Annotated in this window: 16 protein-coding genes and 2 riboswitches; of the genes, 11 read left to right on the forward strand and 5 right to left on the reverse strand. The window is 60.8% G+C overall.

All coding sequences use genetic code 11. The features are described from left to right. The first annotated feature begins 245 nt into the window (after positions 1 to 245). The 3 genes from HNR62_RS09430 to HNR62_RS09440 are packed head-to-tail and all read left to right on the forward strand — an operon-like array spanning position 246 to position 3,108. Positions 246 to 1,397 (forward strand): ABC transporter permease, encoded by a 1,152-nt coding sequence (locus HNR62_RS09430; protein WP_239552710.1) that lies wholly within the window; start codon positions 246 to 248, stop codon positions 1,395 to 1,397. Further along, on the forward strand, positions 1,394 to 2,371 hold the full coding sequence (locus HNR62_RS09435; RefSeq protein WP_204795833.1) for an ABC transporter ATP-binding protein: 978 nt from the start codon (positions 1,394 to 1,396) through the stop codon (positions 2,369 to 2,371). Before HNR62_RS09430 ends, HNR62_RS09435 begins: the two co-directional genes overlap by 4 nt. Beyond that, positions 2,368 to 3,108, forward strand: coding sequence for an ABC transporter permease (locus tag HNR62_RS09440; RefSeq protein WP_239552711.1), 741 nt, complete (start codon positions 2,368 to 2,370; stop codon positions 3,106 to 3,108). Before HNR62_RS09435 ends, HNR62_RS09440 begins: the two co-directional genes overlap by 4 nt. Position 3,109: 1 nt before the next feature. Here the strand turns inward: HNR62_RS09440 and HNR62_RS09445 are convergent, their stop codons facing one another. From HNR62_RS09445 to HNR62_RS09455, 3 genes are all read right to left on the reverse strand, one after another. Then, positions 3,110 to 3,793, reverse strand: a complete 684-nt coding sequence (locus HNR62_RS09445; RefSeq protein ID WP_204795834.1) for a type 1 glutamine amidotransferase domain-containing protein — start codon at positions 3,791 to 3,793, stop codon at positions 3,110 to 3,112. Positions 3,794 to 4,382: 589 nt separating this feature from the next. Next, complete coding sequence (locus HNR62_RS09450) at positions 4,383 to 5,696, reverse strand: LLM class flavin-dependent oxidoreductase (RefSeq protein ID WP_204795835.1); 1,314 nt, start codon at positions 5,694 to 5,696, stop codon at positions 4,383 to 4,385. Beyond that, positions 5,696 to 6,469, reverse strand: coding sequence for a 3-oxoacyl-ACP reductase (locus HNR62_RS09455; RefSeq protein ID WP_204795836.1), 774 nt, complete (start codon positions 6,467 to 6,469; stop codon positions 5,696 to 5,698). Before HNR62_RS09455 ends, HNR62_RS09450 begins: the two co-directional genes overlap by 1 nt. Before the next feature lie 48 nt (positions 6,470 to 6,517). After that, positions 6,518 to 6,623, reverse strand: a riboswitch (TPP riboswitch). A 319-nt stretch (positions 6,624 to 6,942) separates the two neighbouring features. On the opposite strand from HNR62_RS09455, the gene pyrC reads away from it, so the two are divergent. The 5 genes from pyrC to HNR62_RS09480 all read left to right on the forward strand — a co-directional run bounded on the left by pyrC (position 6,943) and on the right by HNR62_RS09480 (position 11,964). Further along, complete coding sequence (gene pyrC, locus HNR62_RS09460; RefSeq protein ID WP_204795837.1) at positions 6,943 to 7,998, forward strand: dihydroorotase; 1,056 nt, start codon at positions 6,943 to 6,945, stop codon at positions 7,996 to 7,998. A gap of 147 nt (positions 7,999 to 8,145) precedes the next feature. Next, positions 8,146 to 8,283: riboswitch (TPP riboswitch) on the forward strand. Positions 8,284 to 8,382: 99 nt separating this feature from the next. Beyond that, positions 8,383 to 9,822 (forward strand): sodium:solute symporter family protein, encoded by a 1,440-nt coding sequence (locus HNR62_RS09465; RefSeq protein WP_204795838.1) that lies wholly within the window; start codon positions 8,383 to 8,385, stop codon positions 9,820 to 9,822. A 201-nt stretch (positions 9,823 to 10,023) separates the two neighbouring features. After that, complete coding sequence (locus tag HNR62_RS09470) at positions 10,024 to 10,293, forward strand: RNA recognition motif domain-containing protein (RefSeq protein WP_204795839.1); 270 nt, start codon at positions 10,024 to 10,026, stop codon at positions 10,291 to 10,293. Further along, on the forward strand, positions 10,283 to 10,756 hold the full coding sequence (locus tag HNR62_RS09475) for a YehS family protein (protein ID WP_204795840.1): 474 nt from the start codon (positions 10,283 to 10,285) through the stop codon (positions 10,754 to 10,756). The genes HNR62_RS09470 and HNR62_RS09475 overlap by 11 nt, the downstream gene beginning before the upstream one ends. 167 nt (positions 10,757 to 10,923) lie before the next feature. Further along, entirely contained in the window at positions 10,924 to 11,964 is a 1,041-nt protein-coding gene (locus HNR62_RS09480) for a YeiH family protein (protein WP_204795841.1), read from the forward strand. Positions 11,965 to 12,129: 165 nt separating this feature from the next. Here HNR62_RS09480 and HNR62_RS09485 read toward each other — a convergent pair whose 3' ends face one another. Then, complete coding sequence (locus tag HNR62_RS09485; RefSeq protein WP_204795842.1) at positions 12,130 to 13,176, reverse strand: alkene reductase; 1,047 nt, start codon at positions 13,174 to 13,176, stop codon at positions 12,130 to 12,132. A gap of 132 nt (positions 13,177 to 13,308) precedes the next feature. On the opposite strand from HNR62_RS09485, the gene HNR62_RS09490 reads away from it, so the two are divergent. Then, positions 13,309 to 13,902: a TetR/AcrR family transcriptional regulator gene (locus HNR62_RS09490; protein WP_204795843.1), complete on the forward strand. Its 594-nt coding sequence runs from the start codon at positions 13,309 to 13,311 to the stop codon at positions 13,900 to 13,902. A 64-nt stretch (positions 13,903 to 13,966) separates the two neighbouring features. On the opposite strand, the gene HNR62_RS09495 is transcribed toward HNR62_RS09490, so the two are convergent. Beyond that, positions 13,967 to 14,998, reverse strand: coding sequence for a Gfo/Idh/MocA family oxidoreductase (locus tag HNR62_RS09495; protein WP_204795844.1), 1,032 nt, complete (start codon positions 14,996 to 14,998; stop codon positions 13,967 to 13,969). A 230-nt stretch (positions 14,999 to 15,228) separates the two neighbouring features. Between HNR62_RS09495 and HNR62_RS09500 the strand changes: the two genes are divergently transcribed. After that, a complete protein-coding gene (locus tag HNR62_RS09500; protein WP_204795845.1) occupies positions 15,229 to 18,093 on the forward strand; it encodes an FAD-binding and (Fe-S)-binding domain-containing protein in 2,865 nt (954 codons plus the stop codon). A gap of 427 nt (positions 18,094 to 18,520) precedes the next feature. After that, positions 18,521 to 19,651, forward strand: coding sequence for a hypothetical protein (locus HNR62_RS09505; RefSeq protein WP_204795846.1), 1,131 nt, complete (start codon positions 18,521 to 18,523; stop codon positions 19,649 to 19,651). The last annotated feature ends 10 nt before the right edge of the window (positions 19,652 to 19,661 follow it).

The raw sequence follows: 19,661 nt of genomic DNA on the forward strand, positions 1-19,661 counted from the left end.
TGGCATGTCACGGCCGTGGGAGCCGTTCTCTGTTGCCTCTTCTGGTACACCGAGTTGCCTGCAGACAGTTCCAGCAAACGACGCCGGAGCATCAAGGAGAACAAAGGGATCTGCTCCACCGACCATCACATGACAAGGATGTCATGTGCTGAGCGTCACATGGAAGTGCTCGAGCGAGTCGGCGGAGCGGACCCTTTGTTCGGTACAGCCATTGGCGGTTTTTTAAGTATGTGCCAGGAGTTTTTTTGAAGTTTTCCAAACTGGACAAGGTCGGCGGTCTGCTCGGGTTCGCCCTGCTGCTGTCGCTGTTTTCCCTGCCCTTCGTCAGCCTGCAGCCCAACCGCATCATGCCCGGCCAGAGCCTGGGCCTGCTGGAGGCTGTCAGCCTCAATTCACTGCTGCCGCTGCTGGTGACGTTAGTACTTACCAGCCTGCTATGCCCGTTTAAAAAAGCATTCGCTGCCAGGTTGCTGCTGATCATGCTGACCCTGATGACGCTGATGTATACCGTCGGCGCCAGCGCTACGCAGTTGCTGACAGATGCCAGCCCACTGGCCCGGATTTCCCTCAATGCCGGCTTCTGGCTGGCGATATTCTGGCTGTCATTGCTGCTCACCGATGCCGCCATCAAACTGGCATTGCGTCCCCTGCCCCGGCTGGCGCTGGTGGCGGTGATCGTGGCCGCCGTGACGAGCCTGCTGGCCGCCGGCCACTGGGATTCCCTGTCGCTGTTGCGGGAATATCACAACCAGACCGACTTCTGGCGCCAGGCGGTTCGTCATCTGCAGCTGTCGCTGGGCAGCATAATACCGGCGGTGCTGGTGGGCATTCCGCTGGGCGTGCGTTGTCATCGCTCGGCCAGACTGAAGGCCATGGTGTTTCCTGTGCTCAATGTGCTGCAGACCATCCCCAGCCTGGCCATGTTCGGCCTGCTGATGATCCCCCTCAGCCTGCTCGCCACCGGTTTCCCGCTGCTGGCCGAGCTGGGTATCCGCGGCATCGGCGCCGCACCGGCGGTGATAGCGCTGTTCTTCTATTCGCTGCTGCCCATCGTCAGCAACACGGCGCTGGGCTTCGACAAGATAGACGACCGGGTGCTGGAGGCGGCCACCGGTATGGGCATGAACGCCCGCCAGCGCCTGTGGCAGGTGGAGTTTCCCCTGGCCATGCCGGTGATCCTCACCGGCCTGCGGGTGGTGGTGACCATGAACATCGGCCTGGTGGCGGTCGCGGCCCTGGTGGGTGGCGGCGGCTTCGGCACCTACATCTTTCAGGGGCTGGGCCAGACGGCCACCGACCTGGTGATCCTGGGTGCAGTGCCGACCCTGGTACTGGCCTTTTTGTTCGCCATCGTCATCGACACCCTGATAGCCATACTGCGAGGCGGTAAAGCATGATCGAAGTAAAAGCACTCAGCAAACAGTTTGGCGCACAACTGGCCGTCGATAACCTCTCGTTCAGGGTGGAGCGCGGCCAGTTCTGCATGCTGGTGGGTACCTCGGGCTGCGGCAAGTCCACCACGCTGCGCATGATCAACCGGCTGATAGAACCCAGCCAGGGCCAGATCCTGATCAACGAGCAGGATGTGACCACACTGCCGCCGGAACAGCTACGGCGTCGCATCGGCTACGTCATTCAGGGAGTGGGACTCTTTCCCCATCGCACCATTCATCAGAACATCGCCACCGTCCCCCGGCTGCTGGGCTGGAAAAAAGCGGATATCGATGCGCGGGTCACCGAACTGCTGACCCTGTTCAGGCTGGATGCCGCCACCTTCGCCGGCAAGTACCCGCATCAGCTCTCCGGCGGCGAGCAACAGCGGGTGGGCGTGGCCCGGGCTCTGGCCGCAAGGCCGGAACTGCTACTGATGGACGAACCCTTCGGCGCCCTGGATCCCCTGACCCGGGCGCTGCTGCAGGACGAGCTGTTGCGGGTGCAGAAGCTGCTGGGCATCACCATCATCATGGTCACCCACGATCTGGAAGAAGCGGTGAAAATGGCCGATGTGATCGCGGTGATGGACAAGGGCGAGCTGCTGCAGTTGGACAACCCCGAGACCCTGCTGCGCCACCCCAGAGCGGGCTTAGTACAGAATCTGGTGGGTGGACTGGACAGATCCCTGCGTCTGCTCGCCATCAAGCAGGTAGGCCAGGTCATGACGCCCCTGTCCTTGCAACAACAGCAACAGCAACAGCAGCAACAGCGGCCGTCGTCTTCCGTACCCACCATCGCGGCCGATGCCAATCTGCGCGACGCCATGGCGCTGCTGATCTGGGAAGGCGTCGACTGCCTGCGGGTGGTGGATACCGCCGGCAAACACATAGGCCAGGTCACTATGCCTGATCTGCTGCAACAGGGCGCCCGAGCATGATGCTTCCCTCTGTCCGCGGCTGGCTGGGCATTGGCCTCCCCTTGCTGCTGTTGCTGATCATGACCCTGAACCTGGCCTGGCTGGAGCCGCTGTTTCGCCCCCTGGTCGATGAGCGGGCCCCGGCCATCTACCCCCGCGACAGCTTCCTCAACCTGCTGCTGTGGCACCTGGCGGCGGTGTTCATCGCCATTGCCGCCGCCACCCTGGTGGCGCTGGGCGGCGGCATTCTGGTGACCCGCGTCGCCGGTCGGGAATTTCTGCCCCTGGCCCGGGCCGTCGCCAATCTGGGCCAGACCTTTCCGCCGGTGGCGGTGCTGGCGCTGGCGGTGCCGGCGCTGGGCTTCGGCCTGACACCCACCCTGGTGGCGCTGTTTCTCTACGGCATGCTGCCCATCTATGAAAACACCGTCACCGGCCTGCAACAGGTGCCCGCCAGCGTGCGCGAGGCGGCCCGCGGCATGGGCATGAGCCCGCGCCAGCAACTGTGGTCGGTAGAGCTGCCGCTGGCGCTGCCGATGATCATCGCCGGTATCCGCATTTCGCTGGTGATCAGCATCGGCACCGCCACCATAGGATCGACGGTGGCGGCCAAGGGCTTCGGGGAGGTGATTATTGCCGGCCTGCTGACCGACAACATGGCCTTCGTGCTGCAGGGCGGCATCATGGTGGCGCTGGTGGCCATTTTGTTCGATGCCGTGTTTCAGCGGCTGGAACGGCGGCTGTCGCCGCCGAATTAAGCTATCGGCGCGGCAGCAGCGCCAGCATGGCTTCGGCCGCCGGAGCGGAAGAAGCCGGATTCTGACCGGTGACCAGCAGGCCGTCGGTTTCCACATGGGGCTGCCAGTCATCGGCCCTGCGATAATCGCCGCCGTTCTGGCGCAGCATCTCCTCCACCAGAAAAGGCACTATGGCGGTCAACTGCACCGCTTCTTCTTCGCTGTTGGCAAAGCCGGTCACCCGCTTGCCGCTCACCAGCGGCTTGCCCGCACCATCCTTGGCATGACGCAACACCGCCGGGGCGTGACACACCGCCGCCACCGGCTTGCCCGCCGCGGCCATCGCCTCGATCAACGCGATGGAGGCCGCATCTTCCACCAAATCCCACAGCGGGCCGTGGCCGCCGGGATAAAACACCGCATCAAAGTCGCTCGCCGACTGCTCCGCCAGCTTGTGGGTATTGGCCAGCGCGGACTGAGCGGCCGGATCGGCGCGAAAGCGCTCGGTAGCCTCGGTCTGGGCATCCGGCACGTCACTTTTCGGATCCAGCGGCGGCTGACCGCCCTTGGGCGAAGCCAGGGTAATGCTGGCGCCCGCATCCTCGAATACGTAATAAGGAGCGGCAAATTCTTCCAGCCAGAAACCGGTTTTTTCGCCGGTATCCCCCAGTTGGTCGTGGGAGGTCAGTACCATCAAGATACGCATATCGACTCCTTGTTCGTTATAGAAAACACGCTATCAGCGTAGCCGACGTTTCGACAGGTAATACCGATCGGATTAATCATGTGTTCAGGCCGTCATCCTGACGAAAGTCAGGATCTCCCTGCAGGAAGATACCGGGTCAAGCCCGGTATGACTGGAGTTTAAATACGGCACCAGCTATCAGCAATTGATCCTTCCTTAATGAAATTGGTATAACGCCGTTATCGAGCCATCTTCTATACCATTTCCGGTAAATATCCTTTCATCTTGTAGCCCCTGGTTCTAGAGGCAACACAGCCGCCTCCCACGACACGCCATGAACCCATCCATGGGGGCTCGGAAATGCCGTCCCTGGCATTTCACGGTCGTGGGAGGCGTTCTCTGTTGCCTCTTTTTGAATACCGAGTTGCCCGCAGACAGTGCTAACAGGTGGCTCTGTAGCAGCAGGGAGGGCAAAGGGATCTGCTCCGCCGACCATCACATGACAGGGATGTCATGTGTTGAGCGTCACATGGATGTGCTTGCAGCGTGTCGGCGGAGCGGGCCCTTTGGCCGATGTGTAACCCTCAGCTAAAAACTGAAGTTACTCGACTTAGGATTCAGGCCGAGCCAGCCCCAGATGATCGCGCAGGGTGGAGCCCTGATATTCGGTACGGAACAGGCCCCGGCGCTGCAGCTCCGGCACCACCTGATCGACAAAGTCCTCGATGCCGGCGGGCAGCGACGGCGGCATCAGGTTGAAACCGTCGGCCCCCTCGTTACGGAACCACAGCTCCATGCGATCGGCAATGGACTCGGGCGTGCCCACCATGGTGCAGTGGCCGCCGCCGGCCGCCAGCCGCCCCAGCAACTGACGCACCGTGGGCTGCTCGGTTTCGATGATCCGCAAAATGGTGCCGTAGCGTCCCTGGGGGCCCTTGAATGCTTCCAGCGGCGGCAACGCCGGCACCGGCGCATCCAGCTCCCAGCTCATGCAGTCCTGCTCGGTAAACAGCCCCAGCTGGCGCAATGACGCTTCCACCGGCAGCAGCTCGTCCAGCTCCCGTTGTTTGGCCTGCGCTTCGGCCTCGGTGGACGCCACATAGGTCACCAGCCCGGGCATGATGGGCACATCAACCCCACGCCCGGCGTCCTGTACTCGCCGCTTGATGTCTCTGTAATAGTCCTGGGCCGCCGGCAGATCGTAGGCCACCGCATAAATGGCTTCGGCCCGACGGGCGGCCAGATCCCGCCCCTGCGCCGAAGCCCCGGCCTGAAACAGCACCGGATGACCCTGGGGCGGACGCGGCACGTTGAGCGGCCCGTCCACCAGGAAGAATTCGCCGTCGTGGTTGATGGCCTGTACCTTGGCCGGATCCGCATAGTGGCCCTGCCGGTCGAAGGTCAGCGCATCCGCCTGCCAGGAATCCCACAGCTTGAGCACCGCATCGGCAAACTCCTCGGCCCGGCGATAGCGCTCGGCGTGGGTGGGCATCGACTCATAACCGTGATTGCGCGCCTCCACATCGAACATGGAGGTCACCAGATTCCAGCCGACTCGGCCGCCGGAAATATGATCCAGCGAGGCCAGCAGTCGGGCCGCATGAAAGGGGGTGTAGAAGGTGCTGGAGACGGTGCTGATCAGGCCGATGCGATCCGTGGCCCGGCTCATGGCGGCCATGGCGGTCAGCGGCTCCAGAAACCACCAGCTGCCGTCGGAGACGTTGCCCGCCGACTGACCGTCGGCGAAGAACACCGCATCCAGCTTGCCCCGTTCGGCGGTTTGCGCCAGCCGCTCGTAATAGCGAATGTCGCCCAGTTGCTCTACCGATGAATGCGGGTGCCGCCAGGCCCCCTTGTGATGGCCGCACCCGAACAGAAACAGGTTGAGGTGCATCATGCGTTGATCTTGATGCTGTGCCGCCATCAGTTTTTCACCAGGCCGCCGTCCACCACCAGATTCTGGCCGGTGACCGAGCGCGACCAGGGCGAGGCGAAGAACAGGATGGCATCGGCAAATTCCGCCGGTGTGGTCACTCGCCGCAGCGGGGTATTGGCGGCGATATAGTCGAACACGGCTTCGGGCGTGGCCGCCGAGGCATCTGTGGTGCGCAGCAGGCCGCCGGACACCATGTTGACGGTAATGCCGTCCGGGCCCAGCTCCTGCGACAGGGTGCGGGTCAGTGACAGCAGCGCCGCCTTGGCGGCGGTATAATCGTGATAGGGCACCACCGGGTTCTGGAACAGGTTGGTGCCCACGTTGACGATGCGGCCGAAGCCCGCCTCGCGCATGCCGGGCAAGGCCGCCTGGGTAGTGTTGAGGGCGCCCTTGACCACGCCTTCCAGCTGCCGGTTGAGATCTTCCCAGCACAGCTGATCCGCATGTGGCCGGGCATCGCCGTTAAAGGAAAAAGCCGGCAGGGCGTTGTTGACCACTGTGGTGATCGGGCTGCCGAAATGCTCCCGGGCGTGGCCGAACATGGCCTGTACCGCAACCGCATCGGTCACGTCCGCCTGCAGCGCCAGCGCCCGGCCGGGGGCGGCTGCCGCCAGTTTTTCGGCGGATTCGGCGCTGTTCAAGTAGTTGATCACCACCTTGGCACCTTCACGCAGAAAGGCCCGCACCAGATGCTCACCCAGACCGCGGCCGCCGCCGGTGACCAGCACCAGTTGTTCATTCAGATTGATGGATGTTTGCATTGCTACCTCTTGTCAGAGGCGAAGGCATGGACGGGCAGAATATGCCGCTAGCCGGCAGGCTGACATCCCTTCGCCAGTATGAACTGGATCAGGTTCGACGGGTGTGTTCTCAGCCCTGGCGGCCACCGGCCGCAGGACACCCCGTGTCACGAGCCAGACCATAGCACAGCCCTTCGGGAGCTGTAAGCCGTAAGCTGTCAGCTGTCAGTAACCCGAGTGGTTTGCAGGATTTATAGGATGCCTGTTGAGTCACATTTGCCGGCAACGCCGACGTTGATCGAAGCAGCAGTGAGGATTGCCGGAACCGACCGTCACATGCCATGGACGGCATGTGCCGAGCGTCCCATGGATGGGCTCGAAGCGTGTCGGCGGAGCGCAACCGCACTGGTGCTTCGGGTGGCAATGTTTGGTGAAAACCACCACTAGGTGGATAATGGACGTCTGGATGTAATGGATAACCCGCCGAGCCGACTATGACCACAACTGCGACCACAACCACGACCACACTGACCATCACCCGCCCCGACGACTGGCACCTGCACCTGCGCGATGGCGAACAACTCAAAGACACGGTTCGCGATGCCAGCCGTTATCTGGGTCGCGCCCTCGTCATGCCCAACCTGCTGCCACCGGCCACCACCACCGAGCTGGCGCTGGCATACCGCGACCGCATTCTGGCGGTACGCCCCCAGGGCAGCCGGTTCGAGCCGCTGATGAGCCTCTACCTGACCGATAACACGGATCCGCAGGAAATCCGCAAGGCCAGAGCCACCGGCAAGATAGTGGCCTGCAAACTGTACCCGGCCGGCGCCACCACCAACTCCGACTCCGGCGTGACCGATGTGAAAAACATCTATCCGGTGCTGGAAGTCATGCAGGAAACCGGCACCCTGCTGCTGGTGCACGGCGAGGTGACCGACTCGCGCATCGACATCTTCGACCGGGAAAAAGTCTTCCTCGAGACAGTGCTGCCGGATGTGGTGCGCGACTTCCCGCAGTTGAAGATAGTGCTGGAGCACATCACCACAGAGCATGCGGTGAACTTCGTGGAGCAGGCCGGCGATAATGTAGCGGCCACCGTGACCGCCCATCACCTGCTGTTCAACCGCAACCACATGCTGGCGGGCGGCATTCGTCCGCACTTCTACTGCCTGCCCATTCTGAAGCGCAACACCCACCAGCAGGCACTGGTGCGGGCCGCCACCAGCGGCAGCAAGAAGTTCTTCATGGGTACCGATTCGGCCCCCCACTTTCAGCATCGCAAGGAAGCCGCCTGCGGCTGTGCCGGTGCCTACACCTCCCACGCGGCCGTGGAGCTGTATGCGGAAGCCTTCGAGGAAGCCGGTGCCCTGGACAAGCTGGAAGCCTTCACCAGCCACCATGGCCCCGACTTCTACGGCCTGCCCCGCAATGAAGACACCATCACCCTGGTGAAGGAAAGCTGGACCGTCGACGCCACCCTGCCGCTGGGCGGCGACCAGCTGGTACCGATCCGCGCCGGTGAGACCATCGACTGGGCGGTTAAATAAGCCTCTCAACCAAAATAAAATGAAGTACAACGCGGCTCCAGGCCGCGTTTTTTATGCCCGAGTGGCAGACGCGTCCTATCAGGGATCCGAGTCACTTCCGTGCGGTTCCATCGATTGACAATGGTGACCATTCTTCTTACTCTCTGGCGCAATTCCTGGGGGAGCCTGGGGGTATCCGCTTAACGCACCATACCCCCGACCCGGCTGAGACTCCGCAGTTGACTGCGGTAACCCTTAGAACCTGATCCGGGTAATGCCGGCGAAGGGAAGGAAATGACGGATCCTTACTCTCCCTCCCGCTCTGCCCGCCGTTGCCCGGCGCCAACTAGCCAATGACTGGCTATCACCGTCATGCTTGCCCGGTACGGGCAAAGGGAGAACATCATGCTGGACACCACCGCCGCGATTCTGTGGCTCTGTTTATTTGCCGCCGTCTTTGCCATTCCCGGCCTGCTCTATGCCCGGCGCCGGCAAGACAAGCTGGAAGACTTCGTCGTTGCCCGCAACAGCCAGAGTGGCAGCGCCACCATGCTGACCCTGCTGGCCACCACCATGGGCACCTGGATCCTGTTTGGCCCGGCCCAGGCCGCCACCTGGGGCGGTATTGGCGCCATTACCGGCTACGCCCTGGGGGTGCTGGTACCAAGGCTTATCATGATCCCGCTCGGCGGCCGCATCCGCGAGCTGATGCCCGAAGGCCACACCCTTACCGAGTTCGTGCTCGGCCGCTATGGCCGCGGCATGTACGGCTTTGTGCTGGTGATCATGATGTTCTACCTGTTTATTTCGCTCACCGCCGGCCTGACCGCCATCGCCCAGATGGTGGCGCTGCTGGCGCCGGTACCGCTGTGGGTGACCGCCGGCATAGTGATGGGCGCCACCCTGCTCTATACCCTGTACGGCGGGCTGCGCGTCACCATCTTCACCGACCGGGTGCAGATGCTGGTGATATTGCCGTTTATGCTGCTGTTGATCCTGTTCGGCTGGCAGGCCACCGGCGGTCTGGCGCCGGTGATCGCCGGGCTACAGGAAAAAGCCCCCCAGCTACTGAATCCGCTGGATACTACCGGGCTCAAGTCCGGCCTGACCTTTTTTATTGCCGTGGTGCTGACCGGCCTCTTCTATCAGGGCACCTGGCAGCGGGTGTTTGCCGCCCGAGACAACAAGGTGATCCGCAACGGCTTTATGCTGAGCGGCCTGATCAGCTTTCCGATCATCTTTATCATGGGCCTGTTCGGGCTGGCGTTCGTGGGCCTGGATCTGCCCGGTGACGGTTCGGTCGCCCTGTTCAGCGTGCTGATGCCGAACATGCCGCTGTGGTTTGCCATCGGCCTGCTGCCCTTTGGGCTGGCGCTGATCATGAGCAGCGCCGACTCCACCATCAGCGGTCTGTCCAGCATGATGGTGGTGGACCTGCGTCGCCTGCTGCCGAACATCCGCGCCCACAAGCTGCTGGGGCTGTCACGCTGGCTGATCGTGCTGCTGTCTATTCCGGTGCTGGTTGTCGCCTCGCAGGGCTTCAGCGTGCTTTATCTGTTTCTGCTGGCCGACCTGCTGTGCTGCGCCGCCGCCTTCCCGGTGTTCTTCGGCTTCTACAGTGCCCGCTACCAAAACTACAACGCCGTACTCGGCACCGCTGCCGGCCTGGTGGCCGGCCTCTGGCTGTTCCCGGCGCCGGGCGAGGCACTCACCTATCTGCTGGAGTCCTTCCTGCTGGCCAGTCTGGTGCCGGTGCTGGTGTCCGGCCTGCTGATGCTGGTGCCGAACCGTCAGCCGTTCGACTTCTCGATACTCAGCCTGCGCATCCGCAGCCTGGAAAGCTGAATCGATAAAAATGGCCGCCCCACCCGGGGCAGCCATCATGCCGCGTTTTTATTCCATAATTAAAGCGCGAAACGGGTCGCCGAGATGCGGGCAGACGCCGGTCGGCCAAGCTGTTACACTCGCGACCCTTTGGCGCTATTGGCGCCAGACTTCTTCTTACCACCGCCTTGTATTGCGCACCGGCGTCACACTGGAGACACCATGAAAATCATGATCCGGGGCCTGTCCCGCCTCACCACAGAAGACAAGATACTGGCCCTGCTGGCACCTTACGGCCTGGTGCATTACTTCCACCTGGTCATGGATCCCAGCACCAACAATTCCAAGGGCTTCGGCTTCGCCTTCATGCCCAACCCGGCTCAGGCCAAGGCGGCCATCAAGAGCCTGAACGGCATGGAAGTGGACGGCCAGAAAATTCGCGTCAAGAAAGCGGAAGTGAAGCCCGGGGAGAAAAACGAAAATGACCAATAACGATATACTGCGTCGCGTCCGTTATGCCCTCGACCTGCCCGATCAACAAGCCATAGCGCTGTTCAGTCTGGGTGATGTGACCATAGACGAAGCACAATTTCTGGCCCTGCTGGCCAAGGAAGAAGATGCCAATTACCACAGTTGCAGCAACGAGCAGATACTGGGCTTTCTGGACGGTCTTATCCTGAAAAATCGCGGCCCGCGCCAAGGCGGCCCGGCACCGCGTGCGGAACAGGCCGAACCCATCAACAACCAGGTGTTCAAAAAGCTGCGGGTGGCACTGGAGCTGAAGGAAGAAGACATTCTCGGCCTGCTGTCCCTGGCCGGTTTTGAAGTGAGAAAGCCCGAACTGACCTCGCTGTTCCGCAAGCCCGGTCACAAGCATTATCAAGCCTGTGGCGATCAGTTCCTGCGCAACTTCCTGCAGGGCCTGGCACTGCAGCGTCGGCACGGCGCCGAATAAGATCCCACTGGTGCTTATTGAAGAACGCTGCCCGGGCAGCGATGATTCGCCAGGTAACTGGCGAATCTGTTGCCGGCACAGCTCGATATCCCCTTGTACCCAGGCCGACAGCGGCACGCCCAGCCAGTTTTCCAGCGAACGAAGATTAACCGGCAAGGACGGCACTCATGGCTGCAGAAACCAACAACCGGGCAATAAGCATGTTGCAACGAATTGAAAATACAAGAAAACGCTACTTTCCCGGCGTCTGTGTAGCGGTCACCATCGGTATCGCCGCCAGCTTCCTGTCGCTGCAATATGGCGCTCCCGCCATGCTGATGGCGCTGCTGCTCGGGCTGGCATTCAACTTTCTGAGTCAGGAGTCCGTCTGCCTGCCGGGGCTGGAGTTTTCCGCCAAGACGGTGCTGCGCATCGGGGTGGCCATGCTGGGGCTGCGCATCAGCTTCAGCGACGTGCTCACCCTGGGCTGGTCGCCGCTGCTGATGGTGTGCTCATCGGTGCTGCTGACCATCGGCTTTGGCGTGATCATGGCGCGGATGCTGGGATTCTCATCCGCTTTCGGCACCCTGACCGGCGGCGCGGTCGCCATTTGCGGTGCCTCGGCGGCCATGGCCATCGGCAGTGTGCTGGATCAAAATGAACAGACCAAGCGTAATACCCTGTTCACCGTGATCAGCGTGACCACCCTCAGTACCCTGGCGATGATCCTGTACCCCATGATCAGCACCAGCCTGGATCTGACCCCACAGGAAGCGGGCCTGTTTATCGGTGCCACCATTCACGACGTGGCCCAGGTCGTCGGTGCCGGTTACAGCATGTCGAATGAAGTGGGCGATCTCGCCACCTTCGTCAAGCTGCTGCGCGTGGCCATGCTGGTGCCCATCGTCATGACCATAGGTATTTTGATCCAGCGTGCGGCCCGCCAACGCGGTGAAAGCGGCGGCGGCGAAGGAGTGGCGATTCCCGGCTTCCTGCTCGGTTTTGTGGCCCTGTTCATTCTCAACAGCCTGGGCTGGATTCCGACCGCCGTCAGCCAGCCGCTGGCCGGCAGCTCCTCCTGGCTGCTGCTGACCGCCATCGCCGCCCTCGGCGTGCGTACCCAGCTCAAGGATATTCTCTCGGTAGGCTGGAAGCCGGTGCTGCTGGTGGTGCTGGAAACCCTGTTTATCGCCGGTCTGATCATCGCTTACATCCTGCTCGGTCAATAAGCCCTTGCCCTGCTGCAAACAAAACGGCGACCCTGAGGTCGCCGTTTTGTTTTATGGGTTATTCCCGTGAAGGGGAAGCTTCTGGTCTATGGCGATAGCTTCCTGCAGGGAGATCCTGACGTTCGTCAGGATGACAGCCTGGGCACATGATGAATCCGGTTGGTATTACACCAACTCGGTCAGCATGTCCTGATGGTACTCCACCAGCGGTTCGGCCTGTTTCACCCGGCTGACATAATCCGGGTTGGCGATAAAGGGCCGGCCGATAGCGGCCAGATCGAAGCGATTCTGCACCAGTCCTTCGGCCGCCGCCGCCGGGGTCAGGCCGCCCACTCCAATCAGGGTGCCCCGGTAGTGGCGGCGCAGATACTCGCTGGCGCGTCCGTCCAGAAAATCGAAGGTCAGGCTGTCGTCAAAAATGCCCAGATGCAGGTAAGCCAGTTCCTTGCGGTTCAACTCTTCCAGCAAATAGTCGAATACCGCCCGATCGCGCGCATCCGCCTGCATATGAGTGTAGGCACCGGGGGTGAGTCGAATGCCGGTTCTGTCGGCACCTACTCGCTCCGCCACCGCATCGATCACCTGCAGGGCAAACCGACTCATGTTTTCCGGAGTCTGGCCGTAGTCGTCGGTTCTGTGGTTGGTGTCATGGTGTAAAAACTGATCGATCAGGTAACCGTTGGCACCGTGGATCTCGACACCGTCGAAACCGGCGGTGATGGCATTTTCCGCCGCCTGGGCATAGTCGGCGACCAATTGCTCAATTTCTGCCGCCGATAGTGCCCTGGGCAATTCATAGGTTAAATCCCGCATTCTCGGCACCGAACCTTCAAACGCCACCGCGCTGGGTGCTACCGGCTGCCGGTCGGAAAAATGCGAATGCGCCAGTCGGCCCACATGCCACAATTGCAGGAAAATCTTGCCGCCCTTTTGGTGTACCTGCTCGGTCACCGTCTTCCAGCCCTCGATTTGCGCCTGACTGTAGATACCGGGAGTATCCGGATAACCCTGACCATCGGCGCGAATAACGGTCGCCTCGCTGATGATCAGCCCCGCCTCGGCACGACGGCCGTAATAGTCGGCCATCTGCCGGGTGGGCACCAGGCCGGGGCCGGCCATGCAGCGTGTTAGCGGCGCCATCACGATGCGATTGCTCAGGGTCAGGGTACTGTTGAGCAAGCAGGGTTCAAACAGAGCGGTATTCGTCGGCATCAAGGCTTCCTTCAATTTTGAATGAACATTCAAGATGAGGCCGCCAAACGCGATTTTCAAGTCTGAACGAAACCAGCATTCAAGATATCTGGTTTAACCACAGGGCTGATAAGGGTAGGATAGCGGCTGTTGATGGGAGACATTATGCGTACCGCCAGTTTTGATCGGGCCCAGGTGTTAAGGGCCGCCATCCAGGCTTTTCGCCACAAGGGCTTTGCCGCCACTACCATGCAGGATCTGGTGACCACCACCGGTCTGCACCCGGGTAGCATCTATGGCGCCTTTGGCAACAAGAAGGGCCTGTTGCTGGCCACGGTCGATCAATATGTGCTCGACCGGCAGGCGGAACTGGAACTGTGTTTTGTCGACCTCACTCCCTTTGCCGGCCTGGGTCGCTACATGGCGCTGGTAGTGGAAGAAATGCAACGCTGCGACTCCATGGCGTGTCTGCTGGTCAAGATGCTGCAGGAAATAGGCGAACAGGATGAAGAGGTGGCTTCCCGGATCAGCACTCTGCTGGTGCAGCATGAGCGCCGCCTGGCCGAGGCCCTGCTCGCCGCCCAGCAAACAGGCGAGGCACGAGGTGATGCCAGCCCGGAACAACTCGCCCGCTGGCTGATGATCGGCATTTACGGTATGCGTACCTATGCCCATGTGCATGCAGACCTTGATGATATGCAGGAGGTGGCCGATCGATTGCTGGTCACGCTGCAGCCTGTGGCCTAAATTGCGATCACACAAAACGGCGACCCTGGGGTCGCCGTTTTGGTTTCTGAAGAATAAGTTGAGCCTACCTGAAACTGGTGGCGGTCAACGGTAGCGTGCGCCCTTCCGTCGAGCTTTTTTCTGCAAGATTGATGATATTGAGCCCATCCAGCGCATCCTGCATGGTTACCGGCAAGGGGCCTTCACCACGGATGGCCTTGGCCGTGGCCTGATAGAAATAGCGATAGCCCCCGATTTCCGACTCGATGACTTCCGGCTCCTCGTCGGAATAAAAGATGCCATAGTCCGCTTCGGCTTCCTTGGCCAGAAAGGGCGAGTCCGGCACTATGCCGTTTTGTAGCCGCTCTTCCTGCGGATCGAAGCCACGCTTGATATAGCAGCCGCGCTCCCCCTGCAGCTTGAAGCGCAGGGTCGGCCCCGGATGATAGGGGCTGGAATGCAGCAGCACTTCCTTGTCACTGTAGTGCAGTTGCACATGGAAGTAGTCGGTCACTTGTGAGCCGGGGCGCATCGACAGGCAACGCGCGGTCACCGACAGCGGCTTACCGAACAGCACCAGCGCCTGATCCACCAGGTGGCCACCCAGATCGAACCAGACACCCGCGCCCTCACCGGGCTTCTCTGCCCGTACTCGCGGCCGGAACCGATCGAAGTGGGACTCGAAACCGTGAATGGGTCCCAGAGTCTCCTCGGCCAGCAGCTTGCGCAGGGTCAGAAAATCGCTATCCCAGCGGCGATTATGAAAGGGGATCAGGCACAGTTTATTGGTGTCGGCCAGCCGCATCAGCTCGGCGCCCTGATGCAGCTGGGTCACGCAGGGGTTTTCCATCACCACATGCAATCCCAGGTTCAGCGCCTTGAGGCCCAGCTCGTAGTGCACCTCGTTGGGCGCCGTGATCACCACCAGCCGGGCACCGGATTCGGCCAGCATCTGATCCACATCGGTATAGACCTTCACCTCGGGCCAGTCTTTCGCCGCCTTTTCCGGCTTGGAGGTACTGATGGCCACCAGCTCGAATTCCGACAGGCTGTCGATAAAAGGCAGATGGAAAATACTGGCGGACTGGCCGTAGCCAATGATGGCGGTTTTAATCATGGTCAACCTCGTTAGCAGTCGGTTCCGAACTCCGGCTCATACATGCGACCGGGTTCGGGCAACGACTTTATTATTTTAGGTGTTGGCAGACATTTGGCCCGCGGCGCTTTCTGGCTACACTCTACCGCAAAGCCATTCCTTCAATAAATAAGGATAAAATGAAGGGAGCCGCCCAAAATACCGAATGATACCCTAACCTCACTGCTGACCATGATGTGAAAGGACGCCTGATGGAACACCGCTACCGCCTGCTGCTTGATGAACTGGGCCGGTTTTTGCCCGCCGAGCGTATCATCACCGACCCCTCTTTGTGCCTGGCCTACGGCACCGATGCCAGTTTTTACCGGCTGTTGCCCAGGGTGGTCTTGCGCCTGGCCAGCACAGGTGAAGTGGTGCGGGTGCTGCGACTCTGCGGCGAGCATGGCATCCATTGCACCTTTCGCGCCGCCGGTACCAGCCTGTCGGGTCAGGCGGTGTCCGATTCGGTGCTGATCACCCTTACCGATCACTGGCGTCAGCATCAAATCCTTGAAGATGGCCACCAGATAGCCTTGCAGCCCGGGGTGATCGGCGCCGATGCCAACAGATATCTGGCCCCCTTCGGCCGCAAGATAGGCCCGGATCCCGCCTCCATCAACAGCTGCAAGATAGGCGGTATCGCCGCCAACAATGCCTCGGGCATGTGCTGCGGCACGGCGCAAAACTCCTACCGCACCCTGGCTGGCATGAGTCTGGTGCTGGCCGACGGCACCACACTCGATACCCGGGATACGCAAAGCCGGGCCCGCTTCGCGGAACAGAAGCCCGAGTTGCTGGCCGGACTGCGACAACTGGCCGAAGAAGTCCGAAATAATCCGGCACTGGCCGAGCGCATTCGGCACAAGTACCGGCTGAAAAACACCACCGGCTACAGCCTCAACGCCCTGATCGACTTCGAGGATCCCTTCGATATTCTGACCCACCTGATGATCGGCTCCGAGGGCACCCTGGGCTTTATCGCCGAAATCACCTACCACACTGTGCCCGACCATGCCTTCAAGGCCTCCTGCCTGCTGGTCTATCCGGATATCGAAACCACCTGTCTGGCGGTGACCGAGCTGGCCGGCACCCAGGTGGCCGCGGTGGAGCTGATGGATGGCCGGGCGCTGCGATCCATCGCCGATAACACGGGTATGCCGGACTTCATCAAGGAGCTGAGTCTGGAAGCCAGCGCCCTGCTGATTGAGGTACACGGCGAAAGCGAGGCGCAGCTACTGGCTCAATGCGAACAGGCGATGGCCGCGATATCGGCCTTCACTCGTCTCAATGAAGTGCCCTTCACCCAGGACAAGGCGGTCTGTACCACCCTGTGGGCCATGCGCAAGGGCATGTTTCCGGCGGTGGGCGCGGTGCGTGAAACCGGCACCAGCGTGATCATAGAAGACGTGGCGTTTCACGTGGAACAACTGGCATCGGCGATACCCAGGCTGACCGAACTGTTCGACCGCTTCGGCTACGATGAAGCCATCATCTTCGGCCATGCCCTGGCCGGCAACCTGCATTTCGTGTTCACCCAGGGCTTCGACTCCCAGGCCGAGCTGGACCGCTACGGTGGCTTCATGGACGCGGTAGCCGAACTGGTGGCGGTGGAATATAAGGGGTCGCTCAAGGCCGAACACGGCACCGGCCGCAACATGGCGCCTTATGTAGAGCTGGAATGGGGCCGGGACGGCTACGCACTGATGCAACGCATCAAGGCGCTGTTCGATCCGAACGGCATACTCAATCCGGGGGTGATCCTCAACGCAGACCCACAGGCTCACCTGAAAAACCTCAAGCCCCTGCCCGCCGCCGACGACATCGTCGACAAGTGTATCGAATGCGGCTTCTGCGAGGCGGTGTGTCCGTCCCGGGATCTGAGCCTGACCCCGCGTCAGCGCATCGTGCTCTATCGTGAGCTGCAACGCCGGGAAGCAAGCGGTGACACCATCGACGACTCGCTGCAGCAGGTGTTTGACTATCAGGGCGTCGACACCTGTGCCGCCACCGGCCTGTGCGAACAGCGCTGCCCTGTGGGCATCAACACCGGCGATTTGGTACGCAAGCTGCGCACCGCCCGTTACCGGAAGTTCGAGCCCATCGCCCGCTGGAGTGCCAATCACTTCGCCGGCATCACCAGGGCGGTCGCCATGGGACTGAATGCGGCCTCGCTGGGCCGCAAGCTGCTGGGTGATAACACCATGACGACCCTGAACCGGGCACTGCGCACAGCAAGCAAAAACAAGGTGCCGCTGTGGCTGCCGGAGACCCCGGCCGCCAACCGGCATCGGCCGCAAAGTACGGAGCAGAACTCGGATCCGGGCTCGGCTCAGCGGTCGGATCAGCGACGCCCCCGGGTCGTGTATTTCCCCTCCTGCGCCAGTCGTACCCTGGGCCAGTCGCCTGCAGCCTCCGACCGCCGTTCGCTGACCGAAGTGACTCAGGCGATACTGGAAAAGGCCGGTTTCGATGTCATATTGCCACGGGAACTGAACCGCCTCTGTTGTGGCATGCCTTATCAAAGCAAGGGCATGGCCGGGCTGGCCGGTGACAAGACTCGCGAGCTGGAAGCGAATTTATGGCAAGCCTCGGAGCAAGGCCGCTGGCCGGTGCTGATGGACACCAGCCCCTGCGCCAGTCGCAGCCAGGAAGGATTTACCCTGCCACTCACCGTTTATGAACCGGTGCAGTTTATCCTGGAGCAGGCTTTGGACCGACTCCATATTACCCCGCTGGACCAAACCATTATGCTGCATATCAGCTGCAGCAGCCGACGCATGGGCCTGGCTGACAAGATGCTGGAGCTGGCCCAACGCTGCGCCAGCAAGGTGGTAGTGCCGGAGCATATAGAGTGCTGCGGCTTTGCCGGCGACAAGGGATTTACTCTGCCCGAACTGAATGCCGCCGCCTTGAAGCCGTTGAAGGCCCAGATACCGGCCGGCTGTACCCGAGGGGTCAGCAACAGCCGCACCTGCGAACTGGGCCTCAGCCACCACGGTGGTATCAACTACGAGTCCATCCTCTACCTGGTGGATGAAGCCGCAAAACAAGCTTCAAGCGGTAAGCCTGTCTTTTAGTCACAAGTTTTTGTTGAACATTAATAATGTCATCAGGCAAAGCGCACTGCTCAGCCGACACGCCGTAAACCCCTCCCTGGGGGCTCAAACCGCGCCATCCGTGGCGCGGATGGTCGGTTGAGCAGACACCCTTTGCCCTCCCGTCGGCAGCAGAGTGGTCTGTCAGTCGTGCTCACCGACGACTCGGCGCCTAAAAAGAGGCGACTGGGATAGCCTCAGCCGACCATCACATGACAGGACGTCATGTGCTGAGCGCCGCAGGGATGCGGCTTAGCGTGTCGGAAGAGGCTACTCAGTTGCCTCTGAGCCTATTTTAGGGGCTGACAGACTTGTAACTAAGAGACAGGCAGTCAGCGGTAAGCAGATCATTTGTTTGATGGGGTTGGTACTAATTTGGTTTTGCCTTCCACGCCTGAGCGCTTCTAAAATGAGCCTCACCTCCTTCATCAAAGACGCCGATATGACCAAGCTCGCCACCACCAAGCAAAAACCGAAGAACACCGCCAAAAACAGCCCCGCCGGCCAGTTTCAGCTGCTCTGGGAGAAGATCGAAAAACAGAAAACCCGCCTGGTGGGCCAGGAGAAGCGAGTCCGCAAGATAGTGGATCGCTTCAATGCCGAGATACTGCCTCTGGAACGGGAACAGGCCAGAACCCAGTATCAGCTGATCGAGCGGCTGCTGACCTTTTTCTCCCGCAAGTCCCTGACCCAGTGGCAAAGGGATGATCTGTTCCACTGGATACAGGATGAGCTGGGCATGCTGTCCACCAACCCCTTTATCGAGGACGGGCTGAATCCGTCCCAATTGCTCATCCGCGCCGAGGAGTTGCTCAAGCAATTCTATCCCCAACCCGAAGCACCGGCGCTATCGCAGTCCGAGCGCGAAACGATAAGGGGTGACCTCTACCGGGAGCTGGGCCTGGAGATAGACGATGAAGAAATCGATCTGTTTATCAACAGTCCGGCCGAGTTCATGCAGCGAATGATGGAGAAGATGCAGGCAAACGACCAGGACTGGCCGGAAGAGGATCATGACCAACGGGATGAATGCTTCGGGGACGAAGAGAAAAGTCCCGTCGATGGCCAGGCTGCGGGCAAGACCCTGTTCCAGCGTCTTTACAAGCAGCTGGCAAAAAAACTGCATCCGGATCTGGAACAGGACGCCACCCTTAAAGCCGTCAGGCATGAACAAATGCAACAACTGCAGGCGGCAAGACAGGACAACGATATTTACACCCTGATCGAACTGCACCGGCAGCACCTCGATACCGATGCGCTGGGCCAGCTGAAACAGCAGGAGCTGGACGACATCAATGCACTGTTGCGCCGGCAGCTGCGCGCTCTGGAGCGGCAATATGACCAAGTGTTCATGAAAGACAGCATGGAGTCGACCATCTGGAACCGCTTCAGGAATGTGGGCAGGATATCCAGCGACCAAAACTTCGCCGAGCACACCCAGGCGCTCAAGGCCGATATCAAGCGCAACAACAAGCTGCTCGAGCAACTGAAAACGCTGAAGGACCTGAAGCAACTGCAGGAAGACAGGATCTACGGATAATTAAACGGCG

Source organism: Oceanisphaera litoralis, assembly GCF_016907015.1.
Classification (GTDB): domain Bacteria; phylum Pseudomonadota; class Gammaproteobacteria; order Enterobacterales; family Aeromonadaceae; genus Oceanimonas; species Oceanimonas litoralis.